The sequence below is a fragment of the Hymenobacter edaphi genome (assembly GCF_003258365.1).
GTDB lineage: Bacteria > Bacteroidota > Bacteroidia > Cytophagales > Hymenobacteraceae > Solirubrum > Solirubrum edaphi.
The window spans coordinates 31,516-52,444 of record NZ_QHKM01000015.1; the positions used below are offsets into that span (position 1 = coordinate 31,516).

The window sequence follows — 20,929 nt, forward strand, 5'->3', positions numbered from 1 at the left end:
TGACGGCCGGTTGACTCTGGGATGAGGGCGAATACGTAAGCCCGGCCTGCGTACAATCAGCAAACGTGCCCCGGTATAGTTACGTACCGAGGGTATGAATTTGCCGCAACGCTATTATTTCCGCAGTATCGATGCGCCGCCTGGAGCGGTGCCGCCCATTACGCAAGTAACGACGCCCCCCGCAGCAGAACTGGAAATCTGCGTGATTATCCCGGCCAAGGACGAGGCCGAGGCCCTGCCCGCGACGCTGGCCGCGCTGGCGGCTCAGCTTGATACCAGAGGGCAGGCGCTAAGCGGCGCCCGCTACGAAGTCATTGTGCTGGCCAATAACTGCACCGATGCCACCGCCGCCGTGGCGCGGGCCGCCGGGCGGCAGCACCCGCACCTGCGCCTGCACGTGCTCGAAATCAGCCTACCCCGGGCCGAAGCTCACGTGGGGCGGGCCCGCCGCCTGCTCATGGACGAAGCCGCCCGCCGCCTGGCGTTGGCCGGCCGGCCCCGCGGCATCATTGCCTCCACCGACGCCGATACCCGCGTAGCCCCCGACTGGCTGGCCGCCCTGCAGCGCGAATTCGCCGCCGGCGCCGACGCCGTGGGCGGCCGCATCCTGCCCGACGCCCCGGCCAGGGCCGGCTGCCCCGCCCGCCGCCTGCACCTGCACGACGCGGCCTACCGCCTGGGCCTGGCCCGGCTGGAGCACCTGCTCGACCCCAGCGCCGCCGACCCCTGGCCGCGCCACCACCAGCACTTCGGCGGCAGCCTGGCCCTGACGGCAGCAGCCTACCACCAGGTGGGCGGCCTGCCCGTGGTGCCTTACCTCGAAGATGAAGCCCTTTGCCAGCTGCTGCTGCGCCACGAGCTGCGCCTGCGCCACAGCCCGCTGGTGCGCGTGCACACCTCGGCGCGGCAGCAGGGGCGGGTGGCGGTGGGCCTGTCGTGGCAGCTGCGCGCCTGGGCCGCTGACGCCGCCGCCGGGCGCGAGCCGCTGGCCGAGCACCCCCAGCGGCTGGTCGCCGAGTGGCAGCTGCGGCGGCAGCTGCGCCGGGTGTGGCAGCAAGGCCAGGCCGGGCTGCCAGTGGCGCCGGCCGAGGTGCGGGCCCTGGCCGCCGAGCTGGCCGTAACGCCCGCCCGGCTGCGCACTACGCTGCGCACAGCTGGTTTCGGCCTGGCGTGGGAGGCGCTGCGGCCAGCCGCCATCGAGCGGTGGCGGGTGCAGTGGCCCCCGCTGCCGCTGACGGCGGCCCGGGCGGCGTTGCAGGGGCCGCTGCGGGCGGCCGAAGCCTCAGCGGCGGGCCAGCAGATCGAGCCGGTACTTTTCCGCCCGGTGGCCGTGCAGGTGGCGCAGCGGGCCGGTTTCGGTGGCTAAGCTCAAAAAGTATTCGTGCACTTCGTCGCCGGTCAGCGGGTAATCGTGGACTTCGGGCGTCCAGTGTACCAGCAGCAGCTGCCCGTCCGGTGGCAGCGCGTCCGTAATGCGCCCGGCGGCGCGCTGCAGCGTAGGCATGTCCCAATAGTAGCCCACTTCCGACACCACAATCAGCTCGAACTGCCCGGTCGGAAACTCTGCGGGCACGGCCAGGCGGCGCAGCTCTACCTGCGGCAGTGCGGCGCAGCGCTGCCGGGCTTTGGCCAGGGCTGCCTCCGCCACGTCGACGCTGAGCAGGTGGCCGCAGCGCGGCGCCAGCCCGGCCGTCAGCACGCCCAAGGAACAGCCAATTTCGAAGGCGCGGGCGTAATGCGGCGCCGGCAGCGCGGCCAGCGTGTCGGCGTACTTAGCGTGCTCGTAGGGGCTGGTTTCGAAGTGCCAGGGGTCATCGTTGGCGCGGTACACCTCATCGAAATAGTCGGCACCCAGCGTATTGGGCTGCTTGGGGTTCATAACGGAGCGGTAGGCTGGAAAAGGAATTGCTACGGGTTTTACGTTGGCAGCAAAACGTGTAGCAAGTACGTGTGCTACATTTTCTGCAGCAGGAACAACCCGTAGCAGCTAAGTTGACCTGGCTGGACACCGCGGTGCCACCGGGAGGATGGGTTCAGGAAGCCGAGGTTTCGAAATACGTTTCGAAGGGCTGCGCGAAGTGAGCCAGCATGTCGGGGCCCAGCCGGAAGCCGGTCGGATCGTCGTCAATCAGGTCGGTGAGCTGGGAGCGGTGCGCTTCGATGGCCCGCTGCTTGGGCCCCAGCACCGAATTGATGTCGAGCCGCCAGCCCTGCGCCTCGCCCGGCTGGGGCAAGTCGGCAGGCGCGGCGCGCTGCCAGGCCCACACCACGTATTCCAGCAGTCGGGGCGGCTGCGCTAGCAGCGGCAGCGCGGCCCGGGCCAGGGCGTAGGTGGCGCGGTGGTCGGGGTGCGGGTCGCGGCGCCAGGGCAGCAGCAGCGTCCGGGGTTGCTGCTCCCGGAGCCAGTGGCCCAAGGTTGCCACGGCTTCCTCGAAACCGGGCTGCCCGGGGTGATGGGGGGCGGCGCCGTCGGGCAGGCTCAGCGTCAACAATGTATCAGCGGCTACGTCCAGCTCCCTTAGCGCCAGCCGCAGCTCCTGCTCCCGCAGCTGCTGTCGGGCCGCGGGCGGGAAGCGCATCGAGTTCGGGTGCGACATGCGGCCATCCGTCACCAGCGTCACGCTCACCGGCTGGCCCGCCTGCCGCAGCAGCGCCAGCAGCCCCCCGCAGCCCAAGGACTCGTCGTCGGGGTGGGGCACCAGGATGGCGGTGGGGCCGAGGGTGGCGGCGTAGCTGGCGGGGCGCAGCGGCAGGTCGAGCAGGGCAGCGGGGCGAGTCGGCATAATACAAATAAGGCGTCGCAGGCAGTTTTTAGCCCGCAGAAGACGCTGCGGAGGACGCTGAGGGAGCAGCAGTTTGCTCCGGCTCCCAGAGCTGGGCGGCGGGCGCGTCGTGGCTGAGGGCAAAGCGGCCCACGTCGGCCAGGGCGGCATCGGGGGCGGGCTGGCGCAGGTAGTGCGTCAGGTCGCGGTGCAGGCGCTCCAGCGGATGCGGGCGCAGCAGGCCGCGGGCGCCCACGCTGCGCTCGGCCAGCTGCAGCACGCGCAGGCAGATGTCCTCGATGGCGGAGCGCACCATGTTGGCGTAGGCGACAATGGGTTCGGCCTGGGCTTCTTCCGCTTCGGGGGCGGGGTAGCGGGCGGCGGCGCCCGTCAGCCAGAGCTGCCCGCTTTCCACCAGCAGGGCCATTTCGCCCAGGCGCTGGCGCTGGTAAGGGTCGTCGGTGCGGCCGAGGCCCCGCAAAAAGCCGCGGGTGGCATCGAGCACGGCGGCGGCCCCGCCGAGCTGCACCGCCGCGAAACGCACCGCCCCGCCGCTAAACCAGGGCTGGCGGTAGTAGTCGCCGGGCTGGCCGATGAGGTCGGCGGGGCCGATTTCCAACCCCGTCACATCGACGCGGAAGCTGGCCGTGGCGCGCATGCCCAGAGGCTGCCAGAACGCGGGGTCGAGCCGGGGCGGCTGCGCGTCGGCGGGCAGCACCAGCAGCTGCCAGCCGCCATCGGGCCGGGCACCGGTAAGGAGCGGGCGGGTGAGCTGCCCCGCGCCCGAGCCGAAGGTTTTGCTGCCGCGCAGGCGAAAACGGCCGTCCGGCAGCGGCTCCAGGTGCACGCCGTCCTGCGCCTCGGTGTTCCACACCCCGAACAGGTGGCCGGCCTGGGCATCGGCCGCGTAGCGCCGCAGCTGCTCCCCGGTGCCAAACCGCTCGATGAGCTGCAGGGCATTCAGGTGTCCCTCGTACACGCGCCCCACGGCCAGGTTGCCGGCCCCGATGTGCCGCAGCACCCGCAGCTGCTCGGCCAGGTGGGTAGGGTGATTGAGCCCAGCACCGCCGAGCGGGGTCGGCAGCGGGGCGGTGAGCAGGCCGGCTGCACGCAGCCAGCCAAATTCCTCGTGCGGGAAGCCGCCTTCGTGGTCGGACTGCGGGGCGTGGGCAAACAGCCGGGGCGTAAGCTGGGCCGCGGCGGCTACGGCGGCAGCAGGGAGCATGGGACCGGCGGCTGCGGGCGCGGCCGGCCAGGCGAGAGGAATACTCATGGATAGCGGCAACTACGGAGCATACCTGCTCCAGCTACGCAGTACGGCGGCTCGGGCAAAAGGGCTGCGCCGAGCCAGAATCAGCGGCGGGTAAAGCGGGGCGTAACAATTCGGTAACATGGCCCGGGCCGCCGGGAGCGGCGGCAGGGGCTACCTTCGCGGCGCGTTTCACCCCCAAACCTTTCGTTTGCCATGAGTTCGTCCCCGTCGCCCGCCACCCTGGAAACGGCCACCGCCGAGCGTCTGCCCATCCGCGGCGCCCTGGTTTCCGTGTACTACAAAGACCGGCTGGAGCCGCTGGTGCGCCTGCTGCAGCAGCACGGCGTGCAGATGTTTTCCACCGGCGGCACCCTGAAATTCATCCAGGAGCTGGGCGCCGACGTGACGGCCGTAGAAACCCTGACCGGCTTTCCCGAGGTGTTCGGCGGCCGCGTGAAGACCCTGCACCCGAAGGTGTTCGGCGGCATCCTGCACCGCCGCCACGAGGCCGGCGACCGGCAGCAGGCCGAGCAGCACCAGATTCCACCCATCGACCTGGTCATCGTCGACCTCTACCCCTTCGAGGAAACCGTAGCCAGCGGCGCCGCGGAAGCCGACGTCATCGAGAAAATCGACATCGGCGGCATCAGCCTGCTGCGCGCCGCCGCCAAAAACTACCGCGACGTGCTGGTGGTGAGCAGCCGCGACCAATACGCCGCCGTGACCGAGCTGCTCGAAGCCCAGAACGGGGCCACCACGCTGGAGCAGCGCCGTCACTACGCCGCCGCCGCCTTCCAGCAGACCTCGCACTACGACACGCACATCTTCAACTACCTCGCCCAGGGCACCGAGGTGGCCGGCGCCGCGCTGAAAATCAGCGAAGGACCCGCTACGCCGCTGCGCTACGGCGAAAACCCCCACCAGCAGGGCTCGTTCTACGGCGACCTGTCGGCCCTGTTCGAGCAGCTGCACGGCAAGCAGCTCAGCTACAACAACCTGGTGGACGTGGACGCGGCCGTGCTTTTGATGCAGGAGTTCCAAGAAGGGCCGGCCGCCGTGGCCATCCTCAAGCACACCAACGCCTGCGGCGTGGCCCAGGCCGGCACCTTGCACGAGGCCTACGTCAACGCCCTGGCCTGTGACCCGATTTCGGCCTTCGGCGGCGTCATCATCGTGAACAAGGAAGTGGACCTGGCCACCGCTGAGGAGCTGAACAAGCTGTTCTTCGAGGTGCTCATCGCGCCGGGCTTCGCCGCCGATGCCCTGCCGGTGCTGCAAAGCAAGAAAAACCGCATCCTGCTGCTGCAAAAGCCGGTAGCGCTGCCGACCAAGCAGGTGAAGACTCTGCTCAACGGCTTCGTGGAGCAGGACTTCGACCGCGTGGTGGAAGGCCGCCACGAGTTCCGCACCGTGACGGAAACCGCGCCCACGGCCGAGGAAGTGGACGCGCTGGAATTCGCCCTGAAAGTGTGCAAGCACACCAAGAGCAACACCATCGTGCTGGCCAAGGCCGGGCAGCTGCTGGCCTCCGGCGTGGGCCAGACCTCGCGCGTGGATGCGCTCAAGCAGGCCATTGAAAAGGCCAAATCCTTCGGCTTCGACCTGCAGGGCGCCGTCATGGCCTCCGACGCCTTCTTCCCCTTCCCCGACTGCGTGGAAATTGCCGGCGCGGCGGGCATCCGCGCGGTGGTGCAGCCCGGCGGCTCCATCAAGGACCAGGACAGCATAGCCGCCTGCAACCGTCTGGGCATGGCCATGGTGCTGACCGGCGTGCGGCACTTTAAGCACTAATTTCTCAGGAAGTTAGCCGAATCCGGGCCCGGCCGTATACTAGCGGCCGGGCCCGGTGCGTTTAGCGCGCTTCTCTTCGCCCAGTACAAAACGAAAGGGTTGGCCTTCGAAGAAGGTTGCTTACCTTTGCGCACCTTTTTGCAACGCCAAAACCGGCGCTGAATTTTTCACTTGCCGCTACTCCATGGGGTTCTTCAATTTCACCAGCGACATTGCCATCGACTTGGGTACGGCCAATACGCTGATCATCCACAACGACAAAATCGTGGTCGATGAGCCCAGCATTATTGCCAAAGACCGTACGACCAACAAGGTCATTGCCGTGGGCCGGCAAGCGCAGCAAATGCACGAGAAGACCCACGATAACATCAAAACCATCCGCCCGCTGAAGGACGGCGTCATTGCCGACTTCCACGCCGCCGAGGAAATGCTCAAGGGCCTGATCCGGATGGTCAATACCGGTACGCGGCTGTTTCAGCCCTCGCACCGCATGGTTATCTGCATCCCGTCGGGCATTACGGAGGTGGAGAAGCGCGCCGTGCGCGACTCCGCCGAGCATTCCGGGGCCAAGGAAGTGTGGATGATTCAGGAGCCCATGGCCGCCGCCATCGGCATCGGCATCGACGTGGAGCAGCCCGTGGGCTCGATGATTATCGACATCGGCGGGGGCACCACCGAAATTGCGGTTATTGCCCTCTCGGGCATCGTCTGCGACCAGTCCATCAAGACGGCCGGGGACGTGTTCAACCAGGACATCCTCGACTACATGCGCCGGCAGCACAACCTGCTCATCGGTGAGCGGTCGGCGGAACGCATCAAAATCGAAGTGGGCGCGGCGCTGACCGAGCTGGAAAACACCCCGCCCGACTACGAAGTGCGCGGCCGCGACCTGATGACCGGCATTCCGAAGGTTATCAAGGTGACTTCGGCCGAAATTGCCATTGCGCTGGATAAGTCGGTGGCCAAAATCGAGGAAGCCGTGCTCAAGGCCCTGGAAATTGCCCCGCCGGAGCTGTCGGCCGACATCTACGACAACGGCATTCACCTGACGGGCGGCGGCGCCCTGCTGCGCGGCCTCGACCGGCGCCTGGCCGCCAAAACCAAGCTGCCCGTGCACGTGCCCGAAGACCCGCTGCGCGCCGTGGTGCGCGGCACTGGTGCCGCCATCAAGAACATCACCGGTTTCCGCAGCGTCCTGTTATCCTAAGAAGTGAGATTTTGAGACATGAGAAGTGGGATGAACGACCTCGCAACGAGGCGGCCGTCTTACTTCTCATGTCTCATTTTCTCATGTCGCTCCACCCATGCGTAATCTGCTCGACTTTCTGTACCGCTACCGGGGCGTCCTGGTATTCGTGCTGCTGGAAGTCGTGAGCATGGTGCTGTTTATCCGCAACAGCGCCTACCAGCGGGCGGCGTTCTTTAATTCCTCCAACGCCTACATCGGCCGGGTGCTGGAAGTGCGCACGCAGATTTACGACTACTTCAGCCTGGCCGACAAAAACCGGGCGCTGGCTACCGAAAACGCCCAGCTGCGCCAGCGCCTCTACCGCGCCGACCTCGCCGCCCGCATGCCCGACAGCCTCGCCGCCCCCGGCGACACCACCGGCCTGCGCCTGCGGGCCGATACGCTGCGGCTGGGCCTGCGCCCCATGCCCACGCGCCTGGTGGGCAGCCCGCTGATTCCGGCGCGCGTCATCAACCAGACCCTGCGCCGCGTGGATAACTACCTGACCCTGAACGTGGGCGCCCAGCAGGGCGTGCTGCCCGGCATGGGTGTGCTGTCGGCCGCCGGGGTGGTGGGCCGGGTGCGGCAGGTGAGCGAGCATTACGCCACTGTCACGTCGGTGCTGCACTCCAAGACCAACCTCTCGGCCAAAATCCGGCGCGACGGCACTTTCGGCACCATCAAGTGGCTGGGCGAAGACCCCACCCACGCGCTGCTCGACTACATTCCGCGCCAGAACAAGCTGGTGCCGGGCGACACCATCGTCACCTCGGGCTACAACCAGGTGTTTCCGGAGGGCGTGCTCATCGGTACGGTGGACAACTTCACCAAGGAGCCGGACAAGAACTTCTGGACGGTGCGCGTGAAGCTGGCCGCCAATTTCTCGAACCTGACCTTTGTGTACGTGGTGGGTACCCCACCCCGCGCCGCCGAGCGCGACACGCTGGAAACCCGCTCGGGGCTGCGCGCCGCCGAGCAGGAAGGAGGCCGGCCGTAATGGGAAACGCTCTGCAACTACTGCTTCAGGCCGCGCGCTTTCTGCTCTACGGCGCCGTGCACGTGCTACTCATCAGCCGTCTGCAGCTCTTCGACGTGGGCTGGTGCTTTTTCTATCTGGGCTTCCTCTTGTTTCTGCCCATTGCTACGCCCATTGTGGTGATGCTGGTGGTGAGCTTCCTGATGGGCTTCTCGATGGATTTGTTCTACGACACGGGCGGCCTGCACGCGGCAGCGGCGGTGCTGCTGGGCTACCTGCGCCCCTGGGTGCTGCGCATCCTCACCCCCCGCGACGGCTACGACGCGCAGGACGCGGTGAACATTCACCAGATGGGCTGGCAGTGGTTCGGCGTGTACCTGGGCCTGCTGGTGAGCATCCACCACTTCGTGTTTTTCTTCCTGGAGCTGGGCTCGTTCTCCGCCATCGGCCTGACCTGCCTGAAGATTCTGGCCAGCACGCTGTTTACGGGCGTGACCATGCTCATCGTGCAGCTGCTGCTGTTCCCGGCGCGGCGCCGGCGGTAGGGGAGGAGAACGACAGCATTTGAACGTCATTCCGAGCGAAGTTGAGGAATCCCGCTGGATAGTATTGTCATGCTGAGCTTGTCGAAGCATCTCTACCGCTTCGCCAGATAGCAACCTGATATCAGCACGCGAGATTCTCGACTTCGCTCGGAATGACGAACTGAGAAAGAGCCAACGAAGCGGTAGAGATGCTTCAACTGCGCTCAGCATGACGTTCTTTTTCAGTCGTTCCACGTCAGCCCGCGGGATGTCTCGGCTGCGCTCGACATAACGGGCTGGGTTCTTCGGCCAAACCTGTTTGGCCCCGGGCGGGAGCAAAACGCGTACCTGCGTTGTTACGGGGGCGACGGACGGGTGAATCGGTTGGGAACGTAGGGATAACGCCACGGTGGTGGTACCTTTGCGGGCTGATTGCACCCGGGGCAGTCAACTCACCTTCAGTTCGTAACGCGTCTTGCAGTACTTAGAAGGCCGCAAATTTGTCGTGCTGGGCATTTTCCTGGCGGTGGCGGTGGTGTTTGCGGTGCGGCTCTTCCACATTCAGGTGCTCGACGGCAGCTACAAGCTGGCCGCCGACCGGAACACGCTGCAGCGCATCGTGCAGATGCCCTACCGCGGCGTCATCTACGACCGCAACGGCAAAATCCTGGTGCAGAACACGCCGGTGTACGACCTGATGGTGGTGCCGCGCGAGGTAAAGAACCTGGATACGGCCCGCTTCTGCCAGCTGCTGCAGATGCCCGTGCAGGAGCTGCGCGACGGGCTGCGGGACGCCAAAATCTACTCCCGCGTCAAGGCTTCGCCGCTGGTGCAGAACCTGTCGACGCCCGAGCTGGCCGCCATCCAGGACAACCTGATCGACTTTCCGGGCTTCAGCGTGAAGCCGCGCATGGCCCGCTCGTACCAGACGCAGAACATGGCCCACGCCCTCGGGTACGTGGGGCCGGTGTCGCCGGTGATGCTGGCCAAGCCCAAGTACGCCAAGTACGTGCCCGGCGACTTCCTCGGCATCAGCGGCATCGAGTCGTACTACGAAAAGGAGCTGATGGGCCGGCGCGGCGTGCAGTACCGCATGGTCAACGTGCGCGGCATCGAGAAGGGCGCTTTCCGCGACGGGGAGTTTGATACGCTGTCGGTGGCCGGGCAGGATTTGCACCTGAGCATCGACCCGGAGCTGCAGAAGTACGGCGAGTACCTGATGCAGGGCAAGAAGGGCTCGGTGGTGGCCATCGACCCGAAAACCGGCGAAATCCTGGCCTTCGTGTCGGCCCCGTCGTTTGATCCGGCCATGCTCACGGGCAAGGGCTCGGGCAACCGCTACATGGAGCTGCTGCGCGATACGGCCCGCCCCCTGTTCGACCGCCCGCTGGCGGCGGCCTACTCGCCGGGCTCGGTGTTTAAGCTGGTGAACGAGGCCATTGCCCTGCAGGAAGGCGTGGTGACGCCCTACACCGGCTTTCCGTGCAACTGGAAGCTGGTGCGCTGCACCCACCGCCACGAGTACCCGGCCAACCTCACCATTGCCACCAAGAACAGCTGCAACCCCTACTTCTACCAGGTGATGTTTGCCACCGTGCGCCAGGGCCGCTCGCCCAGCAAGTTTGAGGACGTGGCCCTGGGCCTGGCCGACTGGCGCAAGCACGTCACTTCCTTCGGGCTGGCCCAGCACCTGCAGGTGGATTTGCCCGGCGAAAGGATGGGGCTGATTCCCTCGCCCGCCTTTTACGACAAGCGCTACGGCCACCACCGCTGGACCTACAAGACCATCTACTCGCTCAGCATCGGGCAGGGCGAAATCCAGGTGACGCCGCTGCAGATGGCCAACCTGATGTGCATCTTCGCCAACCGCGGCTACTACTACGCCCCCCACTTCGTGCGCAGCGTGGGCAACCGCGGCCCCCTCTCGCGCTACCGGCAGCGGCACTACACCTCGGTCGACAGCAGCCACTTCAACGCCATCGTGCCGGGCATGGTGGCGGTGGTGGACGGCCGCGGCGGCACCGGCGAAAACGCCTCGCTGCTCGACGTGGGCATTTCGGTGGCCGGCAAGACGGGCACCGTGCAGAACTACCACGGCATCGACCACGCCACCTTCGGCGGCTTTGCCCCGGCCAACGACCCGAAAATTGCCATTTCCGTGTTCATCGAAAACGCCGGCTTCGGGGGCTCCTCGGCCGCCCCGCTGGCGGGCCTGATGATGGAAAAGTACCTGCGCGGCAAAGTAGCGCCCTGGCGCCACCGCTGGGAAGAGTGGCTGCCCGGCTCCGCCGACCGGTTTGTGAGCAAGCGCAACAGACGATGATAACAATACCAGCACGTCATGCTGAGCCTGTCGAAGCATCTCTACCGCTTCGTCAGATAGTAAAATAGCTCAGCACGACAACCTGAATCGGGCCCAACGAAGCGGTAGAGATGCTTCGACAGGCTCAGCATGACGTTCTTCTTGACCGCAAAGCCACACCTCCTCCCTTGAATCAGGTTCGTTACAGCCGCAGCATCGACTGGGTCACCCTGCTCATTTACCTCGTGATGGTGGGCGTGGGGCTGCTCAACGTGTACGCCGCCTCGTACTCCGCCGACGTGCCGTTTGAGCGCGTGTTTTCGGCCGACTGGAGCGGGTTGATGGCCTTCAACTGGTTTAAGCAGCTGGTCTGGATCGGGGTGAGCGTGCTGCTCATCATGGTGCTGCTGGTCATCGACTACAAGGCCTACGACACCTTCGCCTACGTGCTCTACGGGGGCATGATTGTGCTGCTGCTGGTCACGCTGGTCATTGCCCGGCCCATTGCCGGCTCCCGCTCCTGGCTGGAGCTGGGGCCGATGCGCCTGCAGCCGGCCGAGTTTGCCAAGTTTACCACCGCCCTGGCGGCTTCGCGCTTTATGGCGGGCATCAACCTGCGCCAGCAGGCCTTCAAGCAGCAGCTGGTGCTGGCGGGCCTCACGCTCTTGCCGCCGCTGCTCATCATTGCCTCCAACGAAACGGGGCAGGCGCTGGTGTTCGGGGCCTTTCTGCTGGCCTACTTCCGTGAGGGCATGTCGCCGCTGATTCTGCTGGTGCTGGCCGCGGCGGGGCTGGTGCTCATTCTCTCGCTGCTGGTGCCCAAGCTCTGGCTGGTGGGCGCCTTCACGGTGATTCTGGCCGCCGTGCTGGCCCTGAACCCGCGGGTGCTGCGCCACCATTTGCCGGTGGCGGCGGGCGTCTACGCCGTGGTGCTGGGCATGGTGTTCGGGGTCGACTTCTTCTACAACAACGTGCTGCAGCCCCACCAGCAGAAGCGCATCGAGGTGCTGCTGAACCCCTCGGCCGACCCGCTGGGCGTGGGCTGGAACGTGACGCAGTCCAAAATTGCCATCGGCTCGGGCGGACTGGCCGGCAAGGGCTTCCTCGAAGGCACCCAGACGCGCTTCGACTTCGTGCCCGAGCAGAGCACCGACTTTATCTTCTGCACGGTGGGGGAGGAGTGGGGCTGGCTGGGCACCATGACGGTCATTGTGCTCTTTATGACCTTGCTGGCGCGGGTAATCTTCGTGGCCGAGCGGCAGAAATCGGTGTTTGGGCGCACCTACGGCTACTGCGTGGCCAGCATCATCTTCTTCCACTTTTGCGTCAACATCGGCATGACCATCGGGCTGGCGCCGGTGGTGGGCATTCCGCTGCCCTTCTTCTCCTACGGCGGCTCCTCGCTCTGGTCGTTCACCATCCTGCTCTTCATCCTGCTGGCCATCGACGCCTACCGCAAGCAGGACCTGGTGCGGTAAGCACGGGGCAACTGCACTGCGGCCACGAATGATTGTCCGCGGCCCGTCGGAGGTCCAAGGTGGCTGCGGAGGACCTCCCGGGATGTCCGGGGAAGGCGCGGATGATGCTACAGGGCCTCCCTGAAAGTCCGACGGGCCGCGGACGATTGTCCGCGCCTTCCCGGGATGTCCGGGAAGCTCGTGGATGATTGTCCGCGCCTTCCCCGGAAGTCCGACGGGCCGCGGATGATGCTACGGGGCTTCTCAGGGTGGCCGGTTGTTCGCGTATGATGGCCCGCGCCCGCGCCAACGGTTTGGCCGGGTAGTGGCGCAGTAGTCGGCAGCCGCTAACTTGGACCGATGTTTTCCGCCGCGCGCCGCGAATGGGCGCTGATATTGGTCCTGACCTTGCTCTGCCTGCTGCTGCCCACCCGCAACAGCACCGCCGACGCCTGGTACTACGCCGCCTGCGTGCGCTACGGCCACGATTTGCTGCTGCCCCACCACCTGCTCCACAACGCCGCGGGCTGGCTGTGGCTGCAGCTGCTGCGGCCCCTGCACCCGGAGGTTATCAGCGCCCTGCTCGCCCTCAACGCCCTGGCCTACGGCGGCACGCTGCTGGGCTTGCGCCAGCTGCTGCGGCGGCTCACCGGCTCCGATGCCCTGCGCCTGGCCCTGCTGGCCGCCGCGGGCAGCAGCTTCGGGCTGCTGCGCTTCGCCACCGAAAACGAAACCTACGTCCTGCCCCTGCTGCTCTCGGTGGGGGGCAGTGTGGCCTGGCTGCGCCACCTGCGCACCGGCGCGCTGCCGGCACTGCTGACGGCCGGGCTGCTGGCGGCCGGGGCCTGTTTGCTGCACCAGCTGCAGGCCTGGTGGTGGCTGGGCCTGCTGATCGGGACGGCCTTGTTCAGCCCCCGGCGCGGGGCGCTGCTATGGTTTGCTGCGCCGGCCTTGCTGGTGCCGCTGACCTACGCGCTGGCGCTGGACTACTGGCACCTGCCCCGCACCGCCGAGTCCTTGGTGCGCTTCGCCCTGCACGATTTTCTGAGCGGCTCGGCCGGGGCGCCCGCCTCGCTGCCGCAGGCCGCGCTGCTGACGGGGGCCAACGTGGTGCGCACCTTCGCGCAGATCCACGGCTCCACGCTGGCGCTGCTGCGCCAGCTGCCCGGGCTGGCCGTGGTGCCGGTGCTCGGCCTGGCGGGCGTGGCATGGGCCTGGCTGCGCCGTGCGCGCCACCCCGAAGCCCCGCGCGGTACCGGTCTGCCGCCGGTGCTCGGGCAGGCCGTGCGGCGCACCCACGGCCTGATTCTGCTGCTGCACCTGGGGTTTGCGGCCTGGGCCTCGGGCAATGCCGAGTTTATGGTGATGCTGCCGGTGCTGCTGGCCCTGCTGCTCACGGCCGCGCCGCCCACGCTGGCCCGGCCGCTGACGGCTGCCGCCGCCGCCCTGCTGGCCTGGAACCTGGCCTTCGGTCTCGTGCCCAGTCACCGGCTCGACTTCACCAACCTGCCCCCGCTGCTGCGGCGCGTGCGGCAGGAGCCGAACACCTGGTTTTTGCTCGACAACCACAACCTGGCCCTGAACCAGCTGCACTACCTCACCGGCCGCGACGGGGCCCCCAACGTACTGCCCGCCCCCGACCTGCTGCGCCAAAAGCGCCACTGGACGCCCGCGCAGCTGCAGCAGTGGCTGCGCAGCCAGCAGCAGGCCGGCCGCCGCCTCAGCACCGATGCCCTCGGCGGCCCCCGGCTGCTCGACCGCGCCAGCCTGCTGCGCGGAGCCGAGGCCGCCGAGCTGCTGCGCGGCTTCCGCCCCGTGGTGCGCGACACGTTTCCCACTTTCTTCGGCCCCCGCTACCTCACCGACCTGCGCTGATGCCCGCTTCTCACCGCCTGCTGTTGCTGCTGCTGGCCCTGGGCAGCGTGCTGCTCACCGCCCTAGCCGCCCACCACGGCTTTTTCTGGGACGCCGTGCTGCAGGCCTCGCGCCACGCGCAGTGGTACTACGACACGCGCTTCACCCACCTGCTGGTGCCCGAGGCCCTCGATGCGGGCCACCCGGCCCTGTTTGCGGCGGCGCTGGCCGGGGTCTGGCGGCTGTTCGGCCAAACCCTGCCCGCCGGGCATTGGGCCATGCTGCCGCTGGTGCTCGGCACGCTCTGGCAGGTTTACTGCCTGGTGCGGCGCTTCGTGCCCCGCGCCTGGGTGGGGCCCGCCGTGCTGCTGCTCTGGCTCGACGCGACCTGGCTCACCCAGAGTACCCTGGTGTCGTCCGACGTGGCGCTGCTGTTCTGCTACCTGCTGGTCCTGAACGGCCTCACCGCCCGCCGCCCCGCCCTCACCCTGGCCGGTTCGCTGCCGCTGGTGCTCCTGAGCACCCGCGGCATGATCCTGTGGGCCGCCCTGGCCCTGACGGCCGCCCTGCTCGGCTGGCTCGACGAAAACCCGTTGCGCGCCGCGCGCCGCCGGGCAGTGGCCACCGCCCGGCTACTGGGCCGTCGCCTCTGGCCGCTGCTGCCGGCCCTGCTGCTGGCCGGGCTCTGGCTGGCGCTGCACTACCGGCTGCGGGGCTGGGTGGGCTACAATGCCCGCTCGCAGTGGTCGGGCAATTACGAGCTGCTCGGGCCGCTGGGCATAGGGCGCAACGTGGCCCTCATCGGCTGGCGCCTGCTCGACCAGGGCCGGCTGGTGCTGTGGCTGAGCGGGGCCGCGGCGCTGCTGGCGCTGTGGCGCGGCGGCTGGCGCCCCGGCCCGACCACCTGGCGGCTGCTGGTGCTGTGGCTGGCGCCCGCATTGGCGCTGTCGGGCGCGATGGTGTGGTACGCCAACCCCATCGGCCACCGCTACTACCTGCCGGTGCTGCTGCTCTTCGCCCTGTTGGTGGCCCACCTGCTGAGCGAGCTGCCCGCCCGGCGCCTGGCCCGCCCGCTCACCGGCGTGGCGCTGCTGGGTTTGCTTAGCGGCCACTTCTGGGTGTATCCCGACCACCTGGCCAACGGCTGGGACGCCACCCTGGCCCACTGGCCCTACTACCGCCTGCGCCACCGCTTCATCGGCTGGCTCGACACCCGCCGCATTCCGCTGGCCGACGTCGGCAGCAACTTTCCCAACCTCTATCCTTTGCAGCAGGTCGACCTCAACGGTGACCCGCGCCGCTTCGCCCCGGTGGATTTGCGCCGCAACCGCTACGTGCTGCAGTCCAACACCATGAACTTCGGCGACGCCGTGCTCGATTCGCTGCAGCAGCAGTGGCCGCTGCTGCACGAGGAGCGGGTCGGGCAGGTGTACTTCCGCCTCTACCAGCGCCCGGCAGCTGCCAGATAGAGCAGGATGGACTTTGGAGACAGTAGCCATTCTTTGGTTAAGCTACGAGCGGTTGATTGAGCGGTGGTGCACGGATGAGGCCGGCACTGCAAACGCCAACGGCCCGGTTTAGCTAAACCGGGCCGTTGGCGTTTGCAGTAAGCAGCATTGCTCAGGCGAATTTCCGTTCTACCAGGCGTAGCAGCTTGTTTACGTGCTCGTCCTTGCGCACCCACTGGTAGCGCTGGGTCAGCTCCTCGCTGATGTAGCGCCGGGCCGCCTCGGCGGTGGGCAGCGCGTCGAGGTGCTCGATGGCGGCGTGGTACTCCATGTTCTCGCCGTTGAACAGCTCATTGATAAAGCTGAAGCGCTGGTTGATGGAAATGGCGCTGCGCAACGATTCCACTTTGGGCTGGGCCTCGGCCAGCGTGGGCGCCGCCCCGGCGCTGCTCGAGGCCAGCTTATCGGCCAGGGTGCTGGTGCGCACGTTGGCCGCCAGCTTATCGGCCAGGGTATTGGCGGGCGCCACGGTTTCAGCCAGCGGCTTGGCGCGTTCGGTCACCACCGACGGAGAGGCAACGGGCTCCGCCGGCGGGGCGGGCTGGGGCGCTGGCGCGCTGGCGGCCGGTGCAGTGGCCGCTTCGATGGCCGGGGCGGCGGGCACTTCGGCTGCGACGGGTGCGGGCTGCGCCACGGCGGGGGCCGGAGTTTCGGCCGCTGGCGCCGGGCTGGGAGCCGGGGCAACAGGGCTGTCGGCCGCGGCCGGCGCCAGTGCTGCGGCCGGCGCCTGGGCCACGACTGGCGCTTCGGCTGATTCTGCTGGCATTGCAGGCGTAGAAGCTGCCGGCTCGGCGGGCGACTCTGTTGCCGGGGCTACCGGCGGGGCGGGAGGAACGGCCGGGGCTGCCGAAGCCGTCTTAGTACGCAGCTCGTCTTCCGTCACCGGCACCACGGCGCTCAGCTCCCCGAGCAGGGCGCCCAGCGGCTGCTGCTCTTTGTAGTGGGCGTCGCGGTAGAGGCGGAAGCGGCTCAGCAGAAACTCCCGGTCCTGGGGCAGGTCGGCCGGCAGGCTGTCGATGAAGTCCTGAAACAGCGGCTTGTTCACCTCCACGTAGCGCAGCGCGTCGCGCAGCTGGGCGGGCGTGGCCGAGGGCTGGCCCGCCGGCAGCAGCTTGGCCTCAAAGGCCGCCAGCGGGTCCAGCGCCGTCAGCAAGGTGTCGGCGGCGGCCTGGGCCAGCAGGGGCTCGTAGCTGGCGCGCGTCAGCCGGATGCGGCGCGACAACAGATTCATGAGTTGCGTCAGGGCCTGGCGCACGGCCGGGTCCTCGTAGTCGAAATAGGGGCTGCGCAGCCGGGCCATTTCCCCGGTCCACTGCGTGAGCAGCTGCTGCACCACGTAGAGGTTGAGTTGGCGCACCGGCGCGAGCCGCAGCACGGCGGGCCCGTCCAGGCTGCTGCCCACGGGTTGGGTGGCGAAGTATTGGTCGCAAAGGCGAGCGGCAAGCCGCTTGCCGTAAGCCTGCAGCTGGTCGTTGCTATACGTATCTTGCATCCTCAGAAAAAGCCTGCTTCAAGTGGGCAAGTTAGCCAAAATGCCTACACTAACCGTGCAAAACCTGCCCGGCGGCCCTATCAACGTACAACCCGGCCAGACGTTGCTTCGGGCCCTGCACGAAGCCGGCCACGACTGGATGCACGCCTGCGGGGGCCGCGGCCGCTGCACCACCTGCCGCATCGAGCTGCTCAGCGGCGCCGACTGCCTGGCCCCGCCCACCGCCCACGAGCTGCGCTACCTCACCACCGGCCGCCTCGCCGCCACCGCCCGCCTCACCTGCCAGGCCCAACTGCCTGAGGGCGAAGTCGTCGGGCGGGTGCCCGAGGCCACCAAGCTGCCGCACGTGCAGTACGCGGAGTGAAGCGGCAACACCGGCCGTCATGGCGCGCGGAACGAAGCACCCGCCGGAAGACGTAGCCAATTCTGCCTGCGGGAGCACCGCCGACGCAATATCCACAGCCCAACATCGCGCAGCCGAAAAACAGCGCTGCCCGAAACGGCAGTTACCAGTTTCGGGCAGTGGTTGTTGGCCCGTTGGCCAGGACCGGTTGCTTCGGCTGCGTCTCCCAGTGACGGCCGGGGTGGGCCGCCTTGGCGGGCTACAGCTCCGCCAGCACGTCCGACAGCACGTCCAGGGAGCGGACGTCGCCCATGTTTTCGACGTGCAGCTGGTAGTAGCGCAGCAGAATGGTGAGCAGCTCGCGGCGCACGCGGCCGTTGGGCACGGTGGCCGGGGCTTCGTCGCGCAGCAGCTCGTCGAAGAAGTGCTCGAACTCCTGGAAGCGCAGCACCGTGGGGCGCGAGGTGGCCGGCAGGTTGGCATCGGTGGCGAAGGCCACCTGCTCGGTTATCTGCCGGCCCGAATCCGGCCCGAAGCCCAGGTAATGGCTCAGGTGCAGCAAAAACGCCAGCGCGAAGTTCTCGAAGCCCTCTTCCTGCTCGTCGAAGGCCACAATGGACTGGTAGAGGTACGCAAACAGGGCCGCGTTTTCCTCTTCCTCGCGCAGCACCCGGCTCACCACTTCCGAAAGAAACAGCACCACGCTGCTCTTGCGCACGTCGTAGGGCAGGCTGCGGAAGGGGCGCAGGCAGCGAAACTCCGAGAGGCGCGTCAGGCCCCCGCGCGGCGACACGTAGGCCACCAGATCGAGCAGGGTGAAGGGCTGAAACAGCGCGATGCGCCCCGGCGGCTTGGCCTTGCGCACCCCGTTGACGATGTAGGACTGCACCCCGCGCTGCTCGGTGTATACGCGCGCAATGATGCTGGTTTCGCGGTATTTGAGGTAGTTCAGGACGATGCCCCGGGTCTTGATCAGCATATGGCGAGATGGTGAGGTGGTAAAATGGCGAGTTGTCGTTTGGAAGGCCGGCCCTGCACAAGCAGCACGGCACTCGCCATTTCACCACCTCACCAGTTCACTATTTCGTCAATACGGCCACTTTCGAGATGCAGCCGTTCTTGCCGTCCGAATCGGCCGTCAGCACCAGGTACACGCCCGACTGCACGCGGCGGCCGTTGTAGTCGGCCAGGTTCCAGACCACGGTGCCGCCGGTGGCGCGCGTCTGGTACACCAGCGTGCCGGTGATGTCGGTGATTTTAACCTCGGCGTTGTTGGCCAGGCCCGAAATGCCCACCTGCCCGCTGAAGTCCTGGCGCACCGGGTTCGGGAAGACCTTGGCGCAGCTCGGGGCGCCCTCGGTTACCGTGGCCGAGCCGCGGTACGAGACCAGGCCCGCTTCGGTGGCCACCCACACCTCGCCGGTGCGGTCGTCCACGGCCACGTCGAAGATGCGGTTGGACGGCAGCGGACTGTTCTCCACCGTGAAGTGCTGCAGGGCCTCGTCGCCGTCTTCGTTGAACAGCCACAGTCCTTTTTCGGTGCCGAACCATTTGCGGTTGGCCCCGTCCACGGCCACGCACTTGACCACCTCCGTCCAGAGCGTGCGGAAGCCCGTGCCCGCCCCGCGCCGCACAACGGGCGTGCGGAAGCCCGCGGCGCCGGGCTCAAACGCCAGGCTGGGGTCGTCGTACACGGCCGCGCCCTCGCTGGTGGCCACCCAAATGGCGCCGCGCCGGTCTTTAACCATGTCCCACACGGTGCCGTCGGGCAGCCCGTCGCCTTCCGTGAAGGTGCGCAGCGCGTTGGTTTCCGGGTTGTACGCCACCAGGCCCGTCAGCCCCCGCCGGGCCCGGCCCAGCCAGAGGTGGCCCAGGTCGTCGATGGTGAGGCGCTCCAGGTTTTCGGAGCCGGCGAAGGGCGCAACGCTCTGCCAGGTGCCCGTGGTGGGCGTGAAACGGAACACGCCCGACTGCTGGGGGAGCTGATGACGGTTGACCACCCACACGTCGCCGTTGGGCGCCGCGGCCACATCGGTCAGGCGGGTGTACAAGGGGTCAGCTGGAATGGCGCTGAGCAGCGGCGAGCCGGCCGTACCCTGGGTGAACTGGCGCCACTGACCGGGTCCCTTCCATTCCAACAGGCCCTGGCCATAGCTGGCCACGTACAGCGTGCCGTCGGACGTGCGCACCCCCCGGCTCAGATCCTTCAGGTTCGGAAAATCCGTCGCGCTGTAGCTCTGCGCGTTGACGTTGGTCCAGCGCCCATCGGCATCATACACGTAAAACCCCAGGTAATTGTCGCTCTGCACGTAGCCCTCGTTGTAGCCGCCCGGCAGCACCGTCACCGTTTTGCTGACGGGGTCGGGCACGATGTTGAAGGCATTAGTGGCGGCCGGCCCGTTGGCCACGAAGGTGGTAGCGTTCTGCCCGTTGGCCTCCACCCGGATCAGGCCGCTGCGGAAGTCGGCAATGTAGAGCGGGCCGCTGCTGGGCCGGATGGCGTCGCGCGCGGCCGTCATGTAAGGCAGCTGCACACGGCTGCGCACCTGGTTGGTGCGCGTGTCGAGCAGCGTGACGCGGTCGAACTCGGTCACCAGCAGCCCGGCCGCCGAGGAGCGCAGGGCATAGCTGGTCGGAATGGTTCCCCAGCCAAAGCCCAGGCTAACCCAGCCCGCGCCCACGGCCCGGTACAGGTTGTCGCCGTTGACGCCCGCGTACACCTTGCCCCGGTGCGTGACCAGCGTGCGGTACGGGTCGCCGGTGCGGGTGCCGAAGCCGGCGGTGCTGCGCCAGTTGCTGAAGTTCAGCAGGTTGGTGTTCAGGTTGCCGCGCAGCAGCCCCGCGCTGGTGGCCGCGTAGAGCGTGTCGCCCTGCACGGCCGTGGCGTACACCTGCGGCACCGTGCCGCCCGGCCCGAAGTTGGTGTACGTGTCCTTGACCTCGAAGCGCTGCAGGTCCAGCACCACGATGCCGAAATTGGTGCTGACGAAGGCCAGGCGCCGGGCCACGTCCACGCGGTTGATGATTTTGCCGCCGGCCAGGGTTTTGCGCTTGATATCGGAGAGCGAGGCCGCCACCCGTCCCTTGCTGTTGAGGATATCGACCTGCCCGCTGCGGTACACCACCACCACCTGCCGGGTAAGCGAGTCGTAGGCCAGCTCGCGCACGTCCACGTCGCTCAGCCCGTCGCGGCGCGAAAGGCGCTGCACGCTGCTGGTTTCCTTGTCGAACATGAAGAAGGCGTCCTCGGCGGCGGCGTACACGCGCGTGCCGGCGTCGGCCAGCACGCGGGCGCGGTTGGTGGGCAGGTGCAGCTGCCAGTCGCCGTAGCCGGCGGTGCGTTGGGCCAGGGCCGAAGAAGCCGCCGCCACGAGGCCGAAGCCGGCCAGCAGCGCGGTGCGTAGCGCTTTAGTCATACGAAGGGGTAATCACAAATCAGA

16 protein-coding genes are annotated in these 20,929 nt (G+C 67.5%); 10 read left to right on the forward strand and 6 right to left on the reverse strand.

The genetic code is table 11. The annotated features are described in order from the left end of the window. Positions 1 to 94: 94 nt before the first annotated feature. Positions 95 to 1,366, forward strand: coding sequence for a glycosyltransferase (locus DLM85_RS24005; protein WP_111480729.1), 1,272 nt, complete (start codon positions 95 to 97; stop codon positions 1,364 to 1,366). Here DLM85_RS24005 and DLM85_RS24010 read toward each other — a convergent pair. The 3 genes from DLM85_RS24010 to DLM85_RS24020 all read right to left on the reverse strand — a co-directional run bounded on the left by DLM85_RS24010 (position 1,283) and on the right by DLM85_RS24020 (position 4,035). Beyond that, entirely contained in the window at positions 1,283 to 1,879 is a 597-nt protein-coding gene (locus tag DLM85_RS24010) for an SAM-dependent methyltransferase (protein ID WP_111480730.1), read from the reverse strand. The two genes, DLM85_RS24005 and DLM85_RS24010, sit on opposite strands and share 84 nt — an antisense overlap. Before the next feature lie 154 nt (positions 1,880 to 2,033). Beyond that, positions 2,034 to 2,783, reverse strand: coding sequence for a PIG-L deacetylase family protein (locus tag DLM85_RS24015; protein WP_111480731.1), 750 nt, complete (start codon positions 2,781 to 2,783; stop codon positions 2,034 to 2,036). A gap of 28 nt (positions 2,784 to 2,811) precedes the next feature. Further along, the gene (locus DLM85_RS24020; protein ID WP_111480732.1) at positions 2,812 to 4,035 is read right to left on the reverse strand and encodes an acyl-CoA dehydrogenase family protein; all 1,224 of its coding nucleotides are present in this window, start codon (positions 4,033 to 4,035) and stop codon (positions 2,812 to 2,814) included. Positions 4,036 to 4,227: 192 nt separating this feature from the next. On the opposite strand from DLM85_RS24020, the gene purH reads away from it, so the two are divergent. The 8 genes from purH to DLM85_RS24060 all read left to right on the forward strand — a co-directional run bounded on the left by purH (position 4,228) and on the right by DLM85_RS24060 (position 15,615). Beyond that, positions 4,228 to 5,805, forward strand: a complete 1,578-nt coding sequence (purH, locus tag DLM85_RS24025) for a bifunctional phosphoribosylaminoimidazolecarboxamide formyltransferase/IMP cyclohydrolase (protein WP_111480733.1) — start codon at positions 4,228 to 4,230, stop codon at positions 5,803 to 5,805. A 184-nt stretch (positions 5,806 to 5,989) separates the two neighbouring features. Then, positions 5,990 to 7,012 carry a rod shape-determining protein gene (locus tag DLM85_RS24030; RefSeq protein WP_111480734.1) on the forward strand — a complete coding sequence of 341 codons (1,023 nt, stop codon included), beginning with the start codon at positions 5,990 to 5,992 and terminating at the stop codon, positions 7,010 to 7,012. A 97-nt stretch (positions 7,013 to 7,109) separates the two neighbouring features. Beyond that, a complete protein-coding gene (mreC, locus tag DLM85_RS24035; RefSeq protein ID WP_111480735.1) occupies positions 7,110 to 8,030 on the forward strand; it encodes a rod shape-determining protein MreC in 921 nt (306 codons plus the stop codon). After that, a complete protein-coding gene (locus tag DLM85_RS24040; RefSeq protein ID WP_111480736.1) occupies positions 8,030 to 8,554 on the forward strand; it encodes a hypothetical protein in 525 nt (174 codons plus the stop codon). Before mreC ends, DLM85_RS24040 begins: the two co-directional genes overlap by 1 nt. Before the next feature lie 454 nt (positions 8,555 to 9,008). Then, on the forward strand, positions 9,009 to 10,856 hold the full coding sequence (gene mrdA / locus DLM85_RS24045) for a penicillin-binding protein 2 (protein WP_111480737.1): 1,848 nt from the start codon (positions 9,009 to 9,011) through the stop codon (positions 10,854 to 10,856). A 167-nt stretch (positions 10,857 to 11,023) separates the two neighbouring features. Further along, positions 11,024 to 12,313, forward strand: coding sequence for a rod shape-determining protein RodA (gene rodA / locus DLM85_RS24050; RefSeq protein WP_243636104.1), 1,290 nt, complete (start codon positions 11,024 to 11,026; stop codon positions 12,311 to 12,313). Between the two features lie 339 nt (positions 12,314 to 12,652). Then, the gene (locus DLM85_RS24055; RefSeq protein ID WP_133257257.1) at positions 12,653 to 14,167 is read left to right on the forward strand and encodes a hypothetical protein; all 1,515 of its coding nucleotides are present in this window, start codon (positions 12,653 to 12,655) and stop codon (positions 14,165 to 14,167) included. After that, a complete protein-coding gene (locus DLM85_RS24060; RefSeq protein ID WP_111480740.1) occupies positions 14,167 to 15,615 on the forward strand; it encodes a hypothetical protein in 1,449 nt (482 codons plus the stop codon). Before DLM85_RS24055 ends, DLM85_RS24060 begins: the two co-directional genes overlap by 1 nt. A 151-nt stretch (positions 15,616 to 15,766) precedes the next feature. On the opposite strand, the gene DLM85_RS24065 is transcribed toward DLM85_RS24060, so the two are convergent. Beyond that, complete coding sequence (locus DLM85_RS24065; RefSeq protein ID WP_111480741.1) at positions 15,767 to 17,146, reverse strand: hypothetical protein; 1,380 nt, start codon at positions 17,144 to 17,146, stop codon at positions 15,767 to 15,769. A gap of 40 nt (positions 17,147 to 17,186) precedes the next feature. Here DLM85_RS24065 and DLM85_RS24070 point away from each other — a divergent pair, with 40 nt between their 5' ends. After that, positions 17,187 to 17,510 (forward strand): 2Fe-2S iron-sulfur cluster-binding protein, encoded by a 324-nt coding sequence (locus DLM85_RS24070; protein WP_111480762.1) that lies wholly within the window; start codon positions 17,187 to 17,189, stop codon positions 17,508 to 17,510. A gap of 238 nt (positions 17,511 to 17,748) precedes the next feature. Here DLM85_RS24070 and recO read toward each other — a convergent pair whose 3' ends face one another. Together recO and porZ are read right to left on the reverse strand one after the other, a co-directional pair. After that, positions 17,749 to 18,468: a DNA repair protein RecO gene (gene recO / locus DLM85_RS24075; RefSeq protein ID WP_111480742.1), complete on the reverse strand. Its 720-nt coding sequence runs from the start codon at positions 18,466 to 18,468 to the stop codon at positions 17,749 to 17,751. A gap of 100 nt (positions 18,469 to 18,568) precedes the next feature. Next, positions 18,569 to 20,905, reverse strand: a complete 2,337-nt coding sequence (gene porZ / locus DLM85_RS24080) for a type IX secretion system anionic LPS delivery protein PorZ (protein WP_111480743.1) — start codon at positions 20,903 to 20,905, stop codon at positions 18,569 to 18,571. Positions 20,906 to 20,929 lie beyond the last annotated feature (24 nt).